The organism is Oryzicola mucosus (assembly GCF_014534685.1).
GTDB classification, from domain to species: domain Bacteria; phylum Pseudomonadota; class Alphaproteobacteria; order Rhizobiales; family Rhizobiaceae; genus Oryzicola; species Oryzicola mucosus.
Genome location: NZ_JACVVX010000002.1, coordinates 191,122 through 209,691, shown reverse-complemented (window position 1 = coordinate 209,691; position 18,570 = coordinate 191,122). Strand labels below are relative to the sequence as shown.

Sequence of the window (18,570 nt, the reverse complement as noted above, 5' to 3'; positions counted from 1 at the left end):
GCGCGCGCTCTCCAACGCCATCCTTCTTCTCGGCCTTATCGGCGACCGCCGGGCCCGCTGAAGGAGCGCCCGGCGGTCGATTGCCGGCGCCACGCGCGGATGCTCCTCTCAGCTACACAGTTGAATGAAGTTCGGTATGAGGTGCGCTTGCATCATGGCCAAGAGCCGTGCGAGCCCGCCGGGAGAGACTAAAATGAACGTCCAGAACAAGGTTACCGCAACCGGCGCCAAAAAAGGCATGCCCGACGCGGCGCGAAAATATCAGCCCTACCCAACTGTCGATCTGCCTGACCGCACATGGCCGTCGAAGCGCATCGAGAAGGCGCCGATCTGGTGCTCCGTCGACTTGCGCGACGGCAACCAGGCCCTGATCGACCCGATGGGACATGAGCGCAAGGCGCGCATGTTCAAGCTGCTCGTCGACATGGGTTTCCAGGAAATCGAGATCGGCTTTCCGTCGGCGTCGCAGACCGATTTCGACTTCGCCCGCTGGTGCATCGAGCAGGCCGAAATCCCCGATGAGGTCGATCTGCAGGTGCTGGTGCAGTGCCGGCCCGAATTGATCACCCGCACCTTCGAGGCGCTGCAGGGCGCCAACACGCCGATCGTTCACTTCTACAACTCCACCAGTGAGTTGCAGCGCCGCGTGGTGTTCGAAAAAGACGTCGCCGGCATCAAGCGCATCGCCACCGATGCCGCAAAGATGATCGCCGACATGGCCGCCAAGGCAGGCGGCGGCTATCGCTTCCAGTATTCGCCCGAAAGCTTCACCGGCACCGAGCTGGAAGTGGCGCTGGAAATCTGCAACGCCGTCACCGAGATCATGCAGCCGACGGCCGACAACAAGCTGATCCTCAACCTGCCCTCCACGGTCGAGATGGCGACGCCCAACACCTATGCCGACCGCATCGAGTGGATGTGCCGCAATCTCGACAATCGCGAAAACATCATCGTCTCGCTGCATCCCCACAACGATCGCGGCACCGGGATCGCCTCGACCGAGCTGGGCCTGATGGCGGGTGCGGACCGCGTCGAAGGCACGCTGTTCGGCAATGGCGAACGCACCGGCAATGTCGATGTCGTGACGCTGGCGCTGAACATGTACACGCAGGGCGTCGATCCGGAACTGGACTGCTCCGACATCACCCGGATGAAGGACGTCTATGAATATTCCAACCAGTTGGTGATCCCGGAGCGCCACCCTTATGTCGGCGAACTGGTTTACACCGCCTTCTCCGGCTCCCACCAGGACGCCATCAACAAGGGCATGAAGGCGATCAAGAAGGCCAACACCGAAATCTGGGAAGTGCCCTACCTGCCCATCGACCCGCAGGATGTCGGCCGCAGCTACGAGGCGATCATCCGCATCAACTCGCAGTCCGGCAAAGGCGGCATCGCCTATGTCCTGCAGGCGGATTACGGCCTCAACCTGCCGCGCGGCCTGCAGGTCGAGTTCAGTCAGCATATTCAGAACATCACCGATGTCGAAGGCAAGGAAGTCTCGGTCAAGCGTATCCACGAGCAGTTTCTCAAGGTTTACGTCGACCAACCCGGTGCGCGCCTGAAATTCGTCGACCACCAGACCTATCCCGACACCGAGGTGAAGGGCCGCCGCATCGTCGAGGCGACCATCACCGACAATGGCGTCGAGAAGACCATCAGCGGCACCGGCAACGGCCCCGTCGACGGCTTCGTCAATGCGCTGTCGTCCTATGTAGGCGTCGACATGTCTGTGCTCGACTATTCCGAGCATTCGATCCAGCGCGGCTCCAACGCTTCGGCAATCTGCTACATGGAAATCGAATATCCGGGCGGACGGCTCTTCGGCGCGGGAATCAACACCAACATCGTCGCAGCTTCGCTCGAAGCGGTTGTTGCGGCGACGAACCGTATTCTCGGCAAGCAGGGCTGACAGCCTGAAGTTCGGAGTTTTGCCGGGGATATCGTCCCCGGCAAAACGCCATCGCGAGGCGCTTTCCGAATGAGCGCTTGTGTCGAGGCGCGGGGCGAATATGATCTGCGCGTGATCGTGCCGGTTTCGAAAAGGATCGACACTTGCTTGCAACGCCTGCCGCCCCCGCAGTGCGCGAAACGCTGGAGAAAATTCTCCTCAGCGATACCTTCAAGCGTTCCGATCGCGCCCGCAGCCTTTTGTCCTATCTTGTCGAGCAGGAGCAGGCCGGCAAGGCTGCCAAGCTGAAGGGCTTTTCCATAGCCGTCGATGTGTTCGGCAAGGATTCTGAATTCGATTCGTCTACCGATGCCGTCGTGCGGGTCCAGGCGGGGCGGTTGCGCGAACTGCTGGATCAATATTACGCGACGGAGGGCCGTGAGGAGCCGGTCCGCATCCTCATTCCGCGCGGAAGTTACATTCCCACCTACGATTGGCGCGCAGGCCCTGAAGCCGGGGAGCCTCGGCCTGAGGCTTCCGCGCCGTCCGTTCGACGCAGCCGCTTCGGCCGACGCCCCTCAATCGTGCGACAGCTGCGATTCTTCCGCATGTCCACCATCGTGGTCATCCTGCTGTTCGGCCTGCTCGTCTTTCGCGACGGGCTCCCCTGGGGTGAGGGCCTGCCGCTGTCGACATTGAGCGTGACGAGCAAGGGCATGCCCGACGCACTGCCGCAACTGATGGTCACGACATCGTCCGACGAACCGCCGGTCAAGCAGGTGGCCTCGCTTCTGCGCACGGCATTGTCCGGCTTCGACACGACGACGGTGGTCACCCGCGACCAGGCATCGGACGGCAACACTGCCTTAAACGCCATGCGCTTCCTGCTTGAGGTCCAGCCTGGGCCGGAAAGCGGGCGTGTGGTGGTCGACCTGCAGGACATGTCCAGCGGCGTGGTGCTGACCTCGCGCGTGCTTGCTGCCGAGGATCTGGCGCCTGAGCATCTGAACGACCGGATCGCGGGGCTCGCCACGGAGGTAGCTCCCGTATCGGGCGTCATCTATCACCATCTTGAGAAGACGGGCATTCAGAGCGGTCTCGTCTCGTGCCTGCTGAAATCCGAGCGCTTTTACGCGGAGCAGGACGCCGAGAAGCTTGAAGTCGCCTATCGCTGCATGGAAGGATTGATGGCCGTCGGCGTGAAGTCGCCGCTGGTCTACGCCGAACTCGCCTCGCTTCAGCTTCAAGCCGTCGCGGCCAACTATCCCTATCCCTCCGGCGCCAACCACGACGCGGCCCTTGCCCTTGCCCGGCAAGCGATCCAGATCGGCGCCGCGAGTCCTTACGCGCATCGCGCCTTCGGCTATTTCCAGACCCGCAGCGGCCATGCCGACGAGTCGCTGCGATGGATGAAGAAGGCCTATGAGCTCAGCCCTTACGACCTCAGCATGGCTGCCTCATACGGCTACGCGCTGATCTTCACAGGCAACTATGCCGACGGAACGCCGATCATGGCCAAGGCCATCGATGCGGCCAGCGCCCATCCGACCTGGTGGGATTTTGGGCTGTTCCTCGGTCAATTCATGCAAGGCCGCAACGCCGAGGCGTACGCGGCCAGCACCGCGCTTGCCGCGACCGACGTCTCGCACTATTTGGCGGCGCGGCTGATCGCAGCCAAGGCCGATGGAGATGACAAGGCGACGAAGGCGCTGATAAAACAGATCCGCGATCTCTATCCAAAATTTACCGCCAACCCGAAAGCCGTGTTCCGCGCCCGCAACTATCCCGACGACATGGCCGTCAAGCTGTCCGAAGCGCTGGAAGCCGCAGGGCTGCGCCCCGAAAAATAAGGTTCATCATGACCGACCGCCTTTATTGTCGCGAAAGCGGCGCTTCTTCCGCGACGCCACTGGTCCTCCTGCACGGTTTCGCGGGCAGCCACCATGTGTGGGACAGCGTGATCGAAGCGCTTGGCGATGAGGTCTGGGTGTTGGCCTACGATCTGCCCGGCCATGGCGCGTCGCTGGACTATCCGGGAAAGCCCTCCGCAAAAGCAGCCGCGGCTGCCGTGCTCGACGACCTCCGGCAGCGGGGCATCGGCCAGGCCCATCTCGGCGGCCACTCCATGGGTGGGGCCGCAAGCACGCTGCTGGCAGCCACCGCACCCGATATCGCTGCATCGCTCACCTTGTTTGCGCCGGGCGGCTTCGATGAGCGTATCAATGGCCCGCTGCTGCGCCGCTACGCGGCGGCCCGCGATACGGCTGCGCTCGAAACCTGCCTGCGCGAAATGTCGGGACCGGCAGCGGTGATCGAACCCGCTACCGTCGACCGTGCGCTGGTCATGCGACTGAGGGATGGGCAGTTGGACGTGTTTCTGGAACTCGGCGCCGCGATTACGCGTGGCGACAAGCAGGGCGTGATTCCGCAGGACATGATTTCGGCCATCCCCTGCCCCATCGCCATGGCCTGGGGCACAAGGGACGCCGTGCTGCCCGCACCCCACCTCGCCTCCCTGGCGGCCAAGATCAGCTTCGAATGGATCGACGAAGCCGGCCACCGGCTGCCAGAGGAAGTACCCGAAGCGGTTGCCGAAATGCTGATCCGGCAAATGACCGTAACGTCGGGCACATAGCTGTAACAGGCCAGGTGCTCCACTTCGGGACGTAGCGAACAGATGGAACGGCGAGCCTTGGGGCTGTGGATTCGCACCTGTCCCAATCAAGGACAGATGGGGCAAAAAGCCAACGAAACCGCTGCTTTCACGGCCTTTTGGAGTGTGTTAATCCAACGCTAAACAGACTTCAGGGGGCGTTGGATGAAGAATTATGCGGACAACGTCAGTGCGATAAGACAGGCCCGCAGTCTTTCCGATGCCGTGCGCGATGCCAAGAATGCCGCGGCCGACAAGGCCGACGTGATCGACGAGCTCCGCGAAGTCCATCGCACGCGTCTCGACATGCTTGTTGCCGAGCTTGAACCGGTTTTCGCCGATGTTCCAGCCGAGATCGACAGCTTCGACTTCGCCATTTCGTCGGGCATGCAGCCCCGCCTGTGGATCGATGCGGTCGCCCATGTCGGCATGGGCCGCGACGGCCGCACCTACCGTTTCCTGCGCGATACCCGCATCGGCCGCGTCGTTCTGGCCGAGTCGAGCCAGGTCCAGCCCATCGCCGATCACGTCACTCGCTACATCGCCGAACGTGTCGTCGAGCGCGAGCGGATGCTGGAAGGTCGCGTCGAAGCGGTCACGTCGCGCACACGCGGCTTTGTGCAGGAAGCCGAACCTGCACTCAGCGCTCGAGACGATGACTGGCTGCCGATCCTGCGCGGGCTGGCCTTCTTCGCAGTCGGCACGCTGCTCGGCCTTTCGGTTTCTGTCGCCATGCTGTGGGACAGCATGCTGCCGCTGTTGCGGCAGCAATAGACAATCAGGTTGCGGCCAGTTCGGGTTGCGCGCTTTCGACCAGTTGGATTGTTTCGAGATTGGAGGGCGGCAGTGCCAGCCCGGTCAGCCCCCGCCGTGTCAGCTTGATCGACCAGTCGCCGGGCCCGCCGCCGATCTCGAAGAGATTGTACTGCGCCGGCGGATGCTTGCCATCGGGAGCTTGCCCCGTCGCCGCCACGCCCACCACCGGCACCTTGCGGCCGTCCGCGCCGGGAATCCAGTTCAGCGAGGGAATGTGAGAATGGCCATGCAGAACGAGATCGGCGCCATGGCGCGCAATCGTGCGTTGGAACTTGCCGATGCCGAACAGCCTTTTGTGCTGCGGCACTGCATCGCGGATCGGCGGATGGTGGATCATCACCACACGGAACAGCTTGCGCCCAGCGGCCTCCTGCAGCCGCTGGCCCAGACGCGCCGTCTGCCGTTCGCGAAAGAAGCCGTTGGCCATGAACGGTGCCGTCGCCCTGGCCGAAGTGACGCCGATCAGCGCCACCGGCCCGCGCACGCGCATATAAGGAAACGCATCGCGGTTGACCGTATGCGTGTTGTCGTCGCCGCGCATCCATGGGCCCCACGAGCGGCACGCCTTGTCGAAGGCGCCGGGGACATAGGCATCGTGATTGCCGGGCACGACCGATACATCTTGCGGAGAACCCAGGGTCTCCAGCCAGAGCTTGGCCAGTTCGATTTCACCGTCGAGCGCGAGGTTGACCAAATCCCCGGTCACAGCCAGATGATCGACGCCAGCGGCCTTGATGTCGGCAGTGATCGTGTCGATCACCCCGTCATGCAAATGCTTGCGGCGGTTGCGCTGCCAATTAATGTAGCCAACCATCCGCTTGGAGGCGAGATCGCGATAGGATACATCGGGAAGCGGGCCGAGATGGACGTCGGAAATATGCGCAAGCCTGAACATGCCTCCTTTGTAGGTCACAGCCGCGCTGCTTTCCACCCATACGGTGGCTTATGATAGACAATCCGCATCACGATCCCGAACTGCGCTTTCGCCAGCGCGGCTGGCCGGGCCTGCGCGCGCGCCTGTTCCATCTCTATTTCCTGCTGAAACGGCCGATGACGCTCGGCGTGCGCTGCTTGATCTATGACCGCCCCAATAACGCGGTTTTCCTGGTGCGCCACACCTATGTGCCGGGCTGGCAGCTTCCCGGCGGCGGCGTCGAAACCGGCGAGACGTTTTTCGAGGCGCTCACCCACGAGTTGCAGGAAGAATGCAATATCGAGATGACGGCGGACCCCGAACTGCGCTCGCTGCATCTCAACGGTCGCTCAAGCCCGCGCGACCATGTCGCTTTCTATCTGGTCGAGAATTTCACCCAGACCGCGCCGAAGGCGCCGGATCGCGAAATCGCCGAAGCCGGCTTCTTTGCGCTCGACGCCCTACCGGAGGAAACCACGCCCGCTACGCTGCGCCGGATCGGCGAGGTTTTCGGCGGCCAGGCGTCATCGCCCTATTGGTGACGCTGCAGACTCGCCGGATTCGGGTCAGGACGTGCCGAAAATGACGGGGTTTGAGAACCGAAGCGGAGTGTACATTTGGTACACGAGCATCGGAAGCGCAGAACACCGCCATTTGCAGGCCGTCCTCACCCAAATCGCGCCCGATCATGCGGTGCTTCGTAATCGAGTTCCGGCCCCTTGGGCACGATGCGTGTTGGATTGATCGTGTCGTGGCTGCCATAATAGTGCCGCTTGATGTGGTCGATGTTGACGGTGCCTGCCACCCCGGGAACCTGATAAAGCTCGCGCAGATAGTTCGACAGGTTGGGATAATCGGCGATCCGGCGCAGATTGCACTTGAAGTGACCGACATAGACAGGATCGAACCGCACCAGCGTGGTGAACAGGCGCCAGTCCGCTTCAGTGATGTGTCCGCCCGCCAGATAGCGCTGGCTCGACAGCCGTTGCTCAAGTTCGTCCAACTGTGCAAACAGCTTGTCGAACGCCTCTTCATAGGCTTCCTGCGTCGTGGCGAAGCCGGCGCGATAGACCCCATTGTTCACCGCCGCATACACCTTGGCATTGACCCCATCGATCTCCCCGCGCAGCGCCTCGGGATAGAAATCGAGCGAGGCATCGCCCCATGCGTCGAAGGCCGAGTTCAGCATGCGGATGATTTCCGACGACTCGTTGGAGACGATGGTCTCCTGCTTCTTGTCCCACAGCACCGGCACGGTTACCCGTCCGCTATAGGTCGGGTCGGCGCGGGTGTATATCTGGTGCAGGAAGTCCAGGCCGTAGAGATCGTCGCCGGTGGCGGCCGCGTCGGTGTCGAAACTCCAGCCGTTCTTGCCCATGAAGGGATGCACGACCGACACGGAAATGACGTCTTCGAGCTTCTTCAGCGCGCGGAAGATCAGCGTGCGGTGCGCCCAGGGGCAGGCCAGCGAGACGTAGAGATGGTAGCGCCCCGGCTCGGCCTTGAAACCGCGCGTGCGGCCCTCCGCCGGTGTGCCGTCTTTCGTGATCCAGTCGCGCCAGACCGCTTCGCTGCGCTCGAACTTTCCGCCCGTCGCCTTTGTATCGTACCAGGCGTCGTGCCACTTTCCGTCTACCAGCAGTCCCATCGGGCCATCCTCGTTCATCTTTTCTCGTGCTGCACATGTAGGGCATGCCAGCCCTTTCGGAAAACATTCCGCACTGAACAGTCAGTCAACCGCGGCTTCGGCAAGAAACCGGATGGACGCGGTTCGGGAATGATGATAGCGGGCTTTCCATGAACGATTTTTGTGCAACTGTCCGGTTCGACCGACGACGAATGGGCGCCCGCGCGTAAGCGCTGACCGGCGACTGCTGCAGCCTGTTCGCAGCACCCCTTCATGCATATCGGATCGTTGAACCATGACCCTTGCAGACTTTGTTTTCGTGCCCGAAACCCCGGCGCACGATGTCGAGATCGACACCATCAACGCTGAAGCCTTCGGCCCCGGGCGCTTCGTCAAGGCCGCCTACAAGATCCGCGAAGGCGGGCCGCACGACCGGGCGCTGTCCTTCGTCGCGCTCAGCGGGGGGCTGGTCGTCGGCTCCGTACGGATGACGCCGGTTGCCGCTGGCGAAGGCCGCGCGCAGCTTCTCGGCCCGCTCGCCGTCCAGCCTGCCTACAAAAACCTCGGCATCGGCCGCGAACTGGTCGCCATGGCGCTCAGGGCGGCGGCAAAAGCATCCGTGCCCTCGGTGATCCTCGTCGGCGACGAGCCTTATTATGGGCCGCTAGGCTTCTCGCGCATCGCGCGCGGGCAGATGACCATGCCCCGGCCGGTCGACCCAAACCGGCTTCTGGCGCATGAAATCCTGCCTGGCGCGGTCGCTTCACTGACCGGGGAACTGTGCCATGTCGACAAGGCGCCGGTTCGGCATGAAATGCCCGACCCCCTCTCCGCGATGCCAGCCTCAGCCTTGTCAGCCGCCGGCTAGACCAGCTAAACGGCTGCTTTCCAGTTGGACGAGGTATAGAGCCGTGGTCGAACCGAAGAAAGATGTCATCCGCGAGACGGATGCGGAAGCGATCCGGCTTGGCAAGACGCTGATGCGCACCGCGCGTTTCGGTGCGCTGGCAGCCATAGAGCCGGGCACCGGCGTTCCGCTGGCAAGCCGCGTCGGCGTAGCCACCGACACCGACGGCACGCCGCTGATCCTGATCTCGCAGCTTTCCGCCCATACACGCGCCATCGACGGCAATCCGGCCTGCTCGCTGCTTTTGGGCGAACCCGGCAAGGGCGACCCGCTCGCCTATCCGCGCATAACGCTGTTTTGCCGCGCGATGCGGCTTGAGCGCAGCACGCCGGACTACGAGCGTGCCGAGCGGCGTTATCTCAATCGCAACCCCAAGGCCAAGCTCTATGTCGGTCTCGGCGATTTCTCCATCCATCGGCTCGATGTCGAGCGCGCCAGCCTCAATGGCGGCTTCGGCAAAGCCTATCTGCTGGATCGCTCCGACCTGATCCATGAAGGCGACCACCTTGTCATACTGGCTGCGGGCGAACAGTCGGCCTTGGACCACATGAACGCCGATCACCGCGACGCCATCGCGCTTTACGCCCGGCACTTTTCCAAGGCTTCCGGCGACGGCTGGCTGCTCACCGGGCTGGACTCCGACGGCATGGACCTCGTCAATGGCGACGACGTGCGCCGCATCTTCTTCGAGCGCCCAGCCAAGGAGCCCGCCGATTTCCACAAGCTGCTGGTCGAGATGGCGAAAAGCAGCCGCGCCGCAGTCAACGCCGTTTCGTGAGCATTGACGCAGATCTTCTGGGCCTGAACGGACGCGCGTCTTCTGCGACGAGGCGAGTTTGCCGGACGGTTTCCGTTCGTGACGCCGCGATGTAAAGACTGGGCATGCAGACAATTCCCATCGACGATCCGGCCGATCCGCGCGTCGCGGCCTATCTCAACATCCGCGAACGCGACCTGACCGGCCGCGAAGGCCGCTTCATCGCCGAGGGCAAGGTGGTGCTCAACGTGCTGTTTTCGGCGCGGCGCTTCGTTCCGGAATCGGTTCTGGTCTTGGAAAACCGACTTGCCGGTCTTGCGGAGACCCTGTCCTCCGCACCTGACGACCTGCCGGTCTATGTCGCCTCCGCCGAGGTCATCGACGCCATTGCCGGCTTTCACATGCATCGCGGCATTCTGGCGATCGGCCAGCGACGGCATGCCGAAAGCATCGAATCGATCCTGCAAGCCCTGCCCAGCCGCGCGCTGGTCATGGTGCTGGTCGGCATAGCCAATCACGACAATGTCGGCTCCATGTTCCGCAACGCTGCTGCCTTCGGCTGCGATGCGGTGCTGCTGGACGAAACGAGCTGCGATCCGCTCTACCGCAAGTCGATCAGGGTTTCGGTGGGCGCAGCCCTGAAGGTACCGTTTGCGCTCGGCGGCACCGGCCTGGAGATTGCCACGGCGCTGGAGGCTACCGGTTTCACTCAGCTCGCGCTTTCGCCGGCAGGCGAAAAGGACATCACCGAAATCACCCGCCCAGACCGGCTCGCGCTGTATTTCGGTGCCGAGGGACCAGGCCTGCCGCACACCATCCTCGATCGCATCGATACCGCCCGCATCCGCATGGCACCGGGCTTCGACAGTCTCAACGTCTCCGCCGCCTCGGCGATCACGCTGCACCATTTCATGGGATGAGGCAGCCTTGGCAATCCTGCCTAGGAAGCAGCTTGTAACGCCCCTCACCGCCTCGCTACGCTCGGCACTTCTCCCCCATTACATGGGGGCGAGGAACCCAAGCTGGTTGAAAGTCGCAGCCTTCAAGGCAACATTCCTCTCCCCTACAAAGTGGGGGGTGGCGAGCCCGAAGGGCGAGACGGTGAGGGCAGCAGCAGCGGCAAATGCTCATGCTGCTCGAAGTCAGCCCGCGCCTCGTCCCTGCAAAGCCCTTATCCGCTCGGCAAGGCTCGGCAAGGCAGCCTCTTTGCCGCTGGTTTCCGCCTTGGCCAACGCGGATTCGATGGGTGAGTCCGGACCTTCCAGCTTCGCCGTCATCGCCACGACCTGCGCGGCCAGCTGATGCATCTGATCGCGCAGCAGGTCATCCTGATCCGGCGCGGCGCGGGGCATGGCCTTCAGTTCGGAAAGCTCCGCCCGGATCTTCTTGTTCTCCCGCAAGAGCCGCGTCATGCGGGCTTCCTGCCGGCTCTTCTCGTCACTGCCAGGCGGCAGGTCCTCCTCGTCGTCGTCTTCGTCCAGCCCGCCACTCTGGCCGGATTTCTCCCGCAGACGGACGATCTCCCGTTCGCGGCGTTCGAGCTTTTCTTCGCAGTCGCTCAGCTCCGTCCGCATGCGTTCCAGCTTCTGTTCGGCTTCCGTCACCCGACGCTTTTCCAACAGCAGCGCCTCGCGAATGGCCTTGTTGTCTTCTTCGAGCGCGCGGATGCGTTCCTCGCCATCCTTGCGAGTCCGGCGAAGCGAGGTGATCTCGGCGGTCAGCCTTTCGATCTCGGCCTCGCGCGAAACCAGTTCGATCTGGCGATTGCTGGAGGAATAGCTTGCATCCTCATAGCGAGCGCCCATGTCGTCCAACTCCCTGGCGCGGCGTTCCAGCTCTTCCTGGTTTTTCCGCAGACGCTCCAGCGCAGCGTTCAGCTCTTCCTCACGCCCGGCCAGCGATTGCAAGGCCGCCGCCTTCTCCGCCCGCTCGGCGTCGAGAAGCTTGAGATCTTCCTGATAGCGGCTGATGTCGACCGACTGCGTCAGCACCTTGTCCTGCGCGGCCTTCAGGCTCATCTCAAGCCTCCGCACCGCCATGGCATAGTCTGCCCGCACCGCGTCCTTGTCGGCCTGGATTTCGGCCATCGTCATCGGCAACGTGCTTTCCAGCCGGTTGCGCGTCAGGCGCACGGCGCGGCGCCACAGCGCGGGCGCCACCAACAACGCCAGCAAAAGCGCGCTGAGAAATCCGAGAACGAAAAGCAGGACGTACTGAATCAAAACGCTTCACCTCTGCCTGACACGGCATTTTGCCATGCAGCCATGACAGAAATCCAGTGCAAGCGCGAATCCGGCCGCACCTGTTGGATACGGCCGGATGGTTGTGAACACATTGCTCGCCAATGTGACGGGCGCCAACACCCGGTCAGGCCGATCGCATGGGATTTAAAACGGGTTCCAGGTCGGCTGCTGGGTCAGTTTCAGATAGCCAAGATTGACGCCAAGCCGGGCGCCGACACCGGTGCGGATCGGGACCAGCAAAACGTTGTCGCGCTTGAGAACGTTAAAGCCGACGCCGGCGATGACATAGGCCGAGCCAGCGACACCGGCGAACCGGTCGTAGAGGCTGTTGACGTCATCGAGATTGTAGACCAGCACCATGGTGCGGGAGCCCTGGCCACCAAAGTCGAAGCCGAGCGACGGCCCCTGCCAGAACACCTTATGGTCACCGGCATTCTTGGTGTAGAGCGTACCCTCTCCATAGGTCAGCCCGCCGATAAAGGCGCCGGAGCCTTCCTCGCCGAGGATATAGCCATTGGGCAGGCCATAGGAGGAAAAGACCTTCTCGACCACCGTCGCCAGACCGCCCGAGGTCGAGCCGAAGAAGCGGTGGCCGGAATCGAGGACCTCCTGCGCGGTGTATTCCTGCGCCCGGGATGCCTGGGTCGACACGACAAGCGCGCTGAACAGCGCGCAGAAAACTGCGATGGCTCGGATACAGGCCCGGACGCCAATAGGGGAAATCATGCTTCCAAATCTCCGTCAGGGAGCACTTCCTCCGACGCCTCGTCCCAGCGCGGCTCTATCGGCCGCTTCAGGGTCTTGCCGGCAAATTAAGACCGCAACCCTTTTCCTTCCGTTAAGCATAAAGGGGAAGATGGCGTTTAGAAGGCGGATAACCCGGCCAAAAGCCACTCGTAACGGTGGCGGAACGGTATAGCGACGGCAATCCGATCGTTTCCTTGCCCGCGCGGCATCGCTATGTAACCAAAGTCGCCAAATACTATTGCTGATTCGCACATGGCGGATCGCCGATTTCTTGCACCCAGCCAGTGGGAACCGATTTATGGCCGAAGTCTTTTCGCTCTCCGCAACCGATCTGGCAGCACTTCTGTGCAGCCGCGTCTGCCACGACATCATCTCCCCCGTGGGAGCAATCAACAACGGCCTCGAGCTTCTCGACGAGGGCGGCGCCGACGAAGACGCAATGCGGCTGATCCGCGCCAGCGCGCGCAATGCCTCGGCGCGCCTGCAATATGCCCGCATCGCCTTTGGTGCGGCGGGGTCCGCCGGCATGCTGATCGACACAGGCGATGCAGAGCAGGTCGCCAACGCCTTCTTTAAGAACGAGAAGCCGGAACTGGTCTGGAACGGCACCCGCTCGCTGTTGCCCAAGAACAAGGTCAAGCTGATCCTCAACCTGCTTCTGGTGTCCAACTCGTCGATTCCGCGTGGCGGCAAGATCGTCGTGACGCTGGAGAACCTCGACACGTCGCCGAAGATTTCCATCGCGTCGCGCGGCACCATGCTGCGCGTGCCGCCAAAATTCCTGGAGCTGCAGTCCGGCCAGAAGCCCGAAGAGCCCATCGACGCGCATTCGGTCCAGTTTTATTACACGCTGCTGATGGCGCGCGAGGCCGGCATGGTGATTTCCATCCACGCCACATCAGACGAGATCATTCTCTCGGCCGAATAGGTCCGGACACACCGCGCCAACTGGTTAAACGAAAAAACCCGGCCAAAAGCCGGGTTTTTCATATGAAGCGAACTATGGCAAAGCGTGACGCCTGGGCGACTTTTGCCGCCCAGGCGTCCGCCATGGGATCGGGTCAGGCAATTTCGCGGACTTCCTCGGGCTCGCGCAGCACATAGCCGCGGCCCCAGACCGTCTCGATATAGTTCTGTCCGCCGGACGAAGCGTCGAGCTTCTTGCGCAGCTTGCAGATGAACACGTCGATGATCTTCAGTTCGGGCTCGTCCATGCCGCCATAAAGATGGTTCAGGAACATTTCCTTGGTCAGCGTGGTGCCCTTGCGCAGCGAGAGCAGCTCCAGCATCTGGTATTCCTTGCCGGTCAGATGCACGCGCTGGCCGCCCACTTCGACGGTCTTGGCGTCGAGATTGACGATCAGGTCGCCCGTCGCAATGACCGACTGGGCATGGCCCTTGGAGCGGCGGACGATGGCATGGATGCGGGCAACCAGTTCGTCCTTGTGGAACGGCTTGGTCATGTAGTCGTCGGCGCCGAAGCCCAGGCCGCGCACCTTGTCCTCGATACCGGCCATGCCGGACAGGATCAGGATCGGCGTCTTCACCTTGGAAAGGCGCAGCGTGCGCAGGACTTCGTAACCCGACATGTCGGGCAGGTTGAGGTCCAGCAAAATGATATCGTAATCGTAGAGCTTGCCCAGATCGACACCCTCTTCGCCGAGGTCCGTCGTGTAGACGTTGAAGCTCTCCGACTTCAGCATCAGTTCGATGCTCTGTGCGGTTGCACTATCGTCTTCAATCAGCAGAACGCGCATATATATCCCCTTTTCTGCCACCGGCCCGTTGCCCGAAACTCAACTGGGTCCGGCGCAGTGACTGCCTGAATCGAAGGTGCCATCGAATGGTTAACAAAACCTAATTTTATGTGACGGACGCTACCATGATTCTTAACGGGTGCCTACACCAGCTTGAATCTAAAGATGAATCCGAAACCCCGTCCGTCAGGCAGTGCATTAACAATCCAGACTAAGCGAACCCTGCGGAAGCGGTTCGACACTTTGCCGAAAACCGGAATCTTTACCGGGTCTTAAGTCCTGACCCATATGATTAACGATGCCCGTAAACGAATGGTTACCGGCCGGCGAGAATCTTAGGAATTTGTTTTCCTTGATTGTTAACCAGGCCGGGCCGGAGAGGGATGCGGGCAGCGTTAAGAGTTTTGAGTGTAGGGGAGTATCGCGGGTATGAAGTCACGGGAGAACCTCGTCCGGCTGAAGCTGTTCCAGGTGAACGAGAAGCGTCGCAAGCTTGCGCAACTCGATTCCATGATCGCCGAGTTCGATCGCATGGCCACCGAACTCGAACTGCAGGTCGTCGCCGAAGAGAAGAAGGCCGGGATTACCGACCAGTCGCATTTCGCCTACCCGACCTTCGCCAAGGCCGCGCGCCTTCGCCGCGACAATCTCAAGGATTCCCAGCACAATCTGATGGAGCAGCGCAGCGCAGCGGCCCAGGCTTTAGCCGAGGCGGACGCTGAACTGTCCAAGGCCGAGATGTTGGAATCGCGCGACCAGAAGGCCCGCGACGAAAGCGGCGGCCGCAGCGCGATGATCGGCTGAGTTTAAGCCGACGAGCGAATATCTTTCAGGTCCGGAGCGGAAGCTCTGGGCCCAAGGGCGTTGCTGAAAAGTAGTTTGCTCGGTTGCGACTGCCGGCATCCTCTCCAGTGAATGGAGAGTTTTAGCCGCTGGCGAGGCTGCCCCCCCTCACCGCCCCGCTCCGCTCGGCACCTCTCCCATTTCATGGGGGCGAGGAACCCAGGCTCTGCGAAGGATGCGCGGTCAAAGGCAGCGGTTCCTCTCCTCCGGGCAGGGGGAGAGGTGGTTTGCGAAGCAAACCGGTGAGGGGGTGCTTCGACCTTGGTCGGGCAACCCACATACGACAATGAAGACATGTCTGGTACGCGACCATGTACCCACACATTTAAAAGGCCGGCATCGCTGCCAGCCTCTTAAATGTCCATGAAATCTAGTGGCGGTACTGCTGGATGCGGGTCGTGCGCAGTCCCGCCAGCCCATATTCGTCGATGGAAGCCTGCCAGGACAGGAATTCCTCGGTCGTCAGCTTGTAGCGCTGGCACGCCTCGTCGAGGCTGAGCAGCCCGCCGCGAACGGCGGCGACCACTTCGGCCTTGCGGCGGATGACCCAGCGCCGCGTGTTGGTGGGCGGCAAGTCGGCAATCGTCAAAGGGCTGCCGTCAGGCCCAATCACATATTTCACACGCGGTCTAACCAGATCGGTCATCGTACTCTCTACAAAAACTCAAAGACCTACCGACGCCACACTAACGCCACAGCTTTAAAAATTGCCTAAGCACTTCCTAAGAGCAAAGTAACGTTCATGAACGGAACGTTATCCGGCTCAGTTGGATTTTAACGATTGCTGGAAACTATGGCGTTGCCTGTATTCCCGTATCCGGTCGTCGATGTACATCGACGCCGCCACAATCCGCGTTGGCACGCGCCGCAACCGATCCACGAATGTCGATTGGTCCCAAGCCGTACCTTGACCTGCAGGTCCGGTCTTGGCATTGAGTGCCGGACCTTTAGCCTTTGGAAAAACCATTTTTGATTGCTATAAGGTCACTTACGCAACCCCCTGCCTTGAACAGTGGAAGTGCACAGAAATGAACAGTCTCGATCTCCCCGGCCGCCCCGAGGATACGCGTGTCGTTGTCGCCATGTCAGGCGGCGTCGACTCCTCCGTCGTCGCCGGCCTTCTGAAACAGGAAGGCTATGACGTCGTCGGCGTAACCCTTCAGCTCTACGATCATGGCGCAGCCACCCACCGCGCCGGCTCATGCTGCGCCGGCCAGGACATCGCCGACGCCCGCCGCGTCTCCGAAACGCTGGGCATCCCGCATTACGTGCTCGACTACGAGCAGCGGTTTCGCGAGGCGGTGATCGATCCGTTCGCCGAAAGCTACATGGCCGGCGAAACGCCGATCCCTTGCGTGTCGTGCAACCAGACGGTCAAGTTCGCCGACCTTCTCGCCACAGCCCGCGAACTGGGCGCCGATGCGCTCGCCACCGGCCATTACATCCGCAGCCGCGCGGAAGGCGCCCATCGCGCGCTCTATCGCCCGGTCGATGCCGACCGAGACCAGAGCTATTTCCTGTTCGCCACCACCCAGGAGCAGATCGACTATCTGCGCTTTCCCCTGGGCGGCATGTCCAAGCCCGACGTGCGCGCCGCCGCCGAGCGCATGGGGCTGGTCGTTGCCGCCAAGCAGGACAGCCAGGACATCTGCTTCGTCCCGCAGGGCAAGTACACCGACATCATCGCCAAACTTAGGCCGACGGCTGCCAATCCCGGCGAGATCGTCCATATCGACGGCCGTGTGCTGGGCCGGCATGACGGCATCCTGCGCTTCACCATCGGCCAGCGCCGCGGCATCGGCGTCGCTTCGAGCGAACCGCTCTATGTCGTGCATCTCGACGCCGAGCGCGCCCGCGTCGTCGTCGGCCCGCGCGAGGCGCTGGAAACGCACAAGATCTTCCTGCGCAATATGAACTGGCTGGGCGACACCGCACTTGCCGACACGCCCGCGCAGGGCATCGAAATGTTCGCCAAGGTGCGCTCGTCGCGCCCGCCGCGTCCCGTCAGCCTTCACCACCGCGATGGCGCCACCTGGGTCGAACTGGCCGAAGGCGAAGCCGGCATCGCGCCGGGCCAGGCCTGCGTGCTCTATTCCGACGAAGGCAACGACGCCCGAGTCTTCGGCGGCGGCTTCATCGAGCGCTCCGAGCGCGGCGCCGAAGCGGAAGCCATGCTCAATCGGCTGGCTGGGAAGCCGACGCATGTGGTGGCCGCGGAGTAGGCAGCGCGGCCTCGGTAAACAGGTAAACAATTTGCTCCACGGCGCCCCCTCTGTCCTGCCGGACATCTCCCCCGCATGGGGGGAGATGTCCGGCAGGACAGAGGGGGCGCGAAGGAACGCGAGTACCGTCCGCAAGCAAAAGCCGGTCAGTTTGCCTCTGTTGACAACGGCCAACCCGGCCCCGTCCCAACACGCCTTACCCGTGCGTCACGGAGCCTTGCGTCAAAATCCGCAACACGGCGATAGCTTCCTGGCCGCCGGTGCGCGGTTCTTCGCGCGTCTGGATGCAGTGGATGAAATGCTCCAGTTCGCGCGTCAGCGACATGGCAGGCTCGACCGGCAGATATTCGGGATCGGCCCAGGTGAAAGCGTGGCCATTGTCCTCGCGCCAGACCTTGTGGCGATAGATGGCAAGCTTGCGCTCCCAGGGCTCGATGTCGTCGAACACGGCCATCGCCTTGTCGCCGACCACCGCGATCCGGCGCTCGCGATAGGCGTTGAGGCGCGAGGCAAAGACATGGCCGCGCACGCCATCGGGAAACGTCATGTGGACATGGGCGAAGTCGCTGAGATGATCGACCAGCGCCGCCCCCTCGCCGCTCACCGTTACCGGCTCGGTTGTTGTAATGGCGAGGATCATCGACAGGTCATGTGGCGCGAGATCCCACAGCGCGTCGTTTTCCGTATGGAACTTCCCAAGCCCCAGCCGGTGCGAATGGATGTAGCCGACCTTGCCCAGCTCGCCGCTGTCGGCCAGCGCCTTCAGCCCCTCGAATGCCGGGTGGAAGCGCAGGATATGGCCGACCATGAAGACGCGGCCGGCGTCGCGCGCAGCCTGCACCGCCCGCTCGGCATCCGCCACCGTCAGCGCGATGGGCTTCTCCACCAGCACGTCCTTACCCGCCTTGACCGCGCGTTCGGCATAGTCGGCATGAAACTGCGCCGGCAGGGCCAGGACGATGGCGTCGATGTCGGGACTGGCGATAAGCGCGTCAGGGGTCAGCGCGAGGCAGCCATGTTCGGCGGCCTTCGCCTCGGCGCGTTCGAGATGGACATCGGAAACGGCGGCCAGCGCGCCAAGCCCCTTGAGGGTGCGGATGTGGTTGCTGCCCCAGTATCCGCATCCCAGCACTGCAATGCGCGGCGTCATGATGGTTCCGATCCCTGTCCATTCCGTACGCGCCCGACATAGCG

18 protein-coding genes are annotated in these 18,570 nt (G+C 62.4%); 11 read left to right on the top strand and 7 right to left on the bottom strand.

The genetic code is table 11. The features are described 5' to 3' along the window. Positions 1-238: 238 nt before the first annotated feature. The 4 genes from leuA (at position 239) to ICI42_RS07450 (ending at position 5,318) form a co-directional block, all read left to right on the top strand. On the top strand, positions 239-1,912 hold the full coding sequence (gene leuA / locus ICI42_RS07465; protein WP_188164455.1) for a 2-isopropylmalate synthase: 1,674 nt from the start codon (positions 239-241) through the stop codon (positions 1,910-1,912). 143 nt (positions 1,913-2,055) lie between these two features. Continuing rightward, complete coding sequence (locus ICI42_RS07460) at positions 2,056-3,741, top strand: tetratricopeptide repeat protein (protein ID WP_210317048.1); 1,686 nt, start codon at positions 2,056-2,058, stop codon at positions 3,739-3,741. An 8-nt stretch (positions 3,742-3,749) separates the two neighbouring features. Continuing rightward, positions 3,750-4,526 carry an alpha/beta fold hydrolase gene (locus tag ICI42_RS07455; RefSeq protein ID WP_188163928.1) on the top strand — a complete coding sequence of 259 codons (777 nt, stop codon included), beginning with the start codon at positions 3,750-3,752 and terminating at the stop codon, positions 4,524-4,526. A 183-nt stretch (positions 4,527-4,709) separates the two neighbouring features. Further along, on the top strand, positions 4,710-5,318 hold the full coding sequence (locus ICI42_RS07450; RefSeq protein ID WP_188163927.1) for a hypothetical protein: 609 nt from the start codon (positions 4,710-4,712) through the stop codon (positions 5,316-5,318). Positions 5,319-5,322: 4 nt separating this feature from the next. Here ICI42_RS07450 and ICI42_RS07445 read toward each other — a convergent pair whose 3' ends face one another. Continuing rightward, positions 5,323-6,255: a metallophosphoesterase family protein gene (locus tag ICI42_RS07445; RefSeq protein ID WP_188164453.1), complete on the bottom strand. Its 933-nt coding sequence runs from the start codon at positions 6,253-6,255 to the stop codon at positions 5,323-5,325. A gap of 50 nt (positions 6,256-6,305) precedes the next feature. On the opposite strand from ICI42_RS07445, the gene ICI42_RS07440 reads away from it, so the two are divergent. Further along, positions 6,306-6,815 carry an NUDIX domain-containing protein gene (locus ICI42_RS07440; protein ID WP_188163926.1) on the top strand — a complete coding sequence of 170 codons (510 nt, stop codon included), beginning with the start codon at positions 6,306-6,308 and terminating at the stop codon, positions 6,813-6,815. Between the two features lie 125 nt (positions 6,816-6,940). Here the strand turns inward: ICI42_RS07440 and ICI42_RS07435 are convergent, their stop codons facing one another. Further along, on the bottom strand, positions 6,941-7,921 hold the full coding sequence (locus ICI42_RS07435; protein ID WP_188163925.1) for a glutathione S-transferase family protein: 981 nt from the start codon (positions 7,919-7,921) through the stop codon (positions 6,941-6,943). A 274-nt stretch (positions 7,922-8,195) separates the two neighbouring features. Between ICI42_RS07435 and ICI42_RS07430 the strand changes: the two genes are divergently transcribed. The 3 genes from ICI42_RS07430 (at position 8,196) to ICI42_RS07420 (ending at position 10,484) form a co-directional block, all read left to right on the top strand. Next, entirely contained in the window at positions 8,196-8,768 is a 573-nt protein-coding gene (locus tag ICI42_RS07430; protein ID WP_188163924.1) for a GNAT family N-acetyltransferase, read from the top strand. Positions 8,769-8,811: 43 nt separating this feature from the next. After that, positions 8,812-9,585 (top strand): HugZ family pyridoxamine 5'-phosphate oxidase, encoded by a 774-nt coding sequence (locus tag ICI42_RS07425; RefSeq protein WP_330999125.1) that lies wholly within the window; start codon positions 8,812-8,814, stop codon positions 9,583-9,585. Positions 9,586-9,689: 104 nt separating this feature from the next. Next, entirely contained in the window at positions 9,690-10,484 is a 795-nt protein-coding gene (locus ICI42_RS07420) for a TrmH family RNA methyltransferase (protein WP_188163923.1), read from the top strand. A gap of 222 nt (positions 10,485-10,706) precedes the next feature. Here the strand turns inward: ICI42_RS07420 and ICI42_RS07415 are convergent, their stop codons facing one another. Both ICI42_RS07415 and ICI42_RS07410 read right to left on the bottom strand, forming a co-directional pair. Then, positions 10,707-11,786 (bottom strand): coiled-coil domain-containing protein, encoded by a 1,080-nt coding sequence (locus ICI42_RS07415; RefSeq protein WP_188163922.1) that lies wholly within the window; start codon positions 11,784-11,786, stop codon positions 10,707-10,709. Positions 11,787-11,951: 165 nt separating this feature from the next. Beyond that, positions 11,952-12,533 (bottom strand): DUF1134 domain-containing protein, encoded by a 582-nt coding sequence (locus ICI42_RS07410; RefSeq protein WP_188163921.1) that lies wholly within the window; start codon positions 12,531-12,533, stop codon positions 11,952-11,954. Between the two features lie 319 nt (positions 12,534-12,852). Between ICI42_RS07410 and chpT the strand changes: the two genes are divergently transcribed. After that, positions 12,853-13,482, top strand: a complete 630-nt coding sequence (gene chpT / locus ICI42_RS07405; RefSeq protein ID WP_188163920.1) for a histidine phosphotransferase ChpT — start codon at positions 12,853-12,855, stop codon at positions 13,480-13,482. A gap of 133 nt (positions 13,483-13,615) precedes the next feature. On the opposite strand, the gene ctrA is transcribed toward chpT, so the two are convergent. After that, complete coding sequence (ctrA, locus tag ICI42_RS07400; RefSeq protein WP_188163919.1) at positions 13,616-14,311, bottom strand: response regulator transcription factor CtrA; 696 nt, start codon at positions 14,309-14,311, stop codon at positions 13,616-13,618. A gap of 429 nt (positions 14,312-14,740) precedes the next feature. On the opposite strand from ctrA, the gene ICI42_RS07395 reads away from it, so the two are divergent. Then, a complete protein-coding gene (locus ICI42_RS07395; protein ID WP_188163918.1) occupies positions 14,741-15,115 on the top strand; it encodes a flagellar export protein FliJ in 375 nt (124 codons plus the stop codon). Positions 15,116-15,524: 409 nt separating this feature from the next. Here ICI42_RS07395 and sciP read toward each other — a convergent pair whose 3' ends face one another. Next, positions 15,525-15,800: a CtrA inhibitor SciP gene (gene sciP, locus ICI42_RS07390; protein WP_013529904.1), complete on the bottom strand. Its 276-nt coding sequence runs from the start codon at positions 15,798-15,800 to the stop codon at positions 15,525-15,527. 382 nt (positions 15,801-16,182) lie between these two features. On the opposite strand from sciP, the gene mnmA reads away from it, so the two are divergent. Then, a complete protein-coding gene (gene mnmA / locus ICI42_RS07385) occupies positions 16,183-17,376 on the top strand; it encodes a tRNA 2-thiouridine(34) synthase MnmA (RefSeq protein ID WP_188163917.1) in 1,194 nt (397 codons plus the stop codon). Between the two features lie 196 nt (positions 17,377-17,572). Here mnmA and ICI42_RS07380 read toward each other — a convergent pair whose 3' ends face one another. Continuing rightward, a complete protein-coding gene (locus tag ICI42_RS07380) occupies positions 17,573-18,526 on the bottom strand; it encodes a Gfo/Idh/MocA family protein (protein WP_188163916.1) in 954 nt (317 codons plus the stop codon). Between the last annotated feature and the right edge of the window lie 44 nt (positions 18,527-18,570).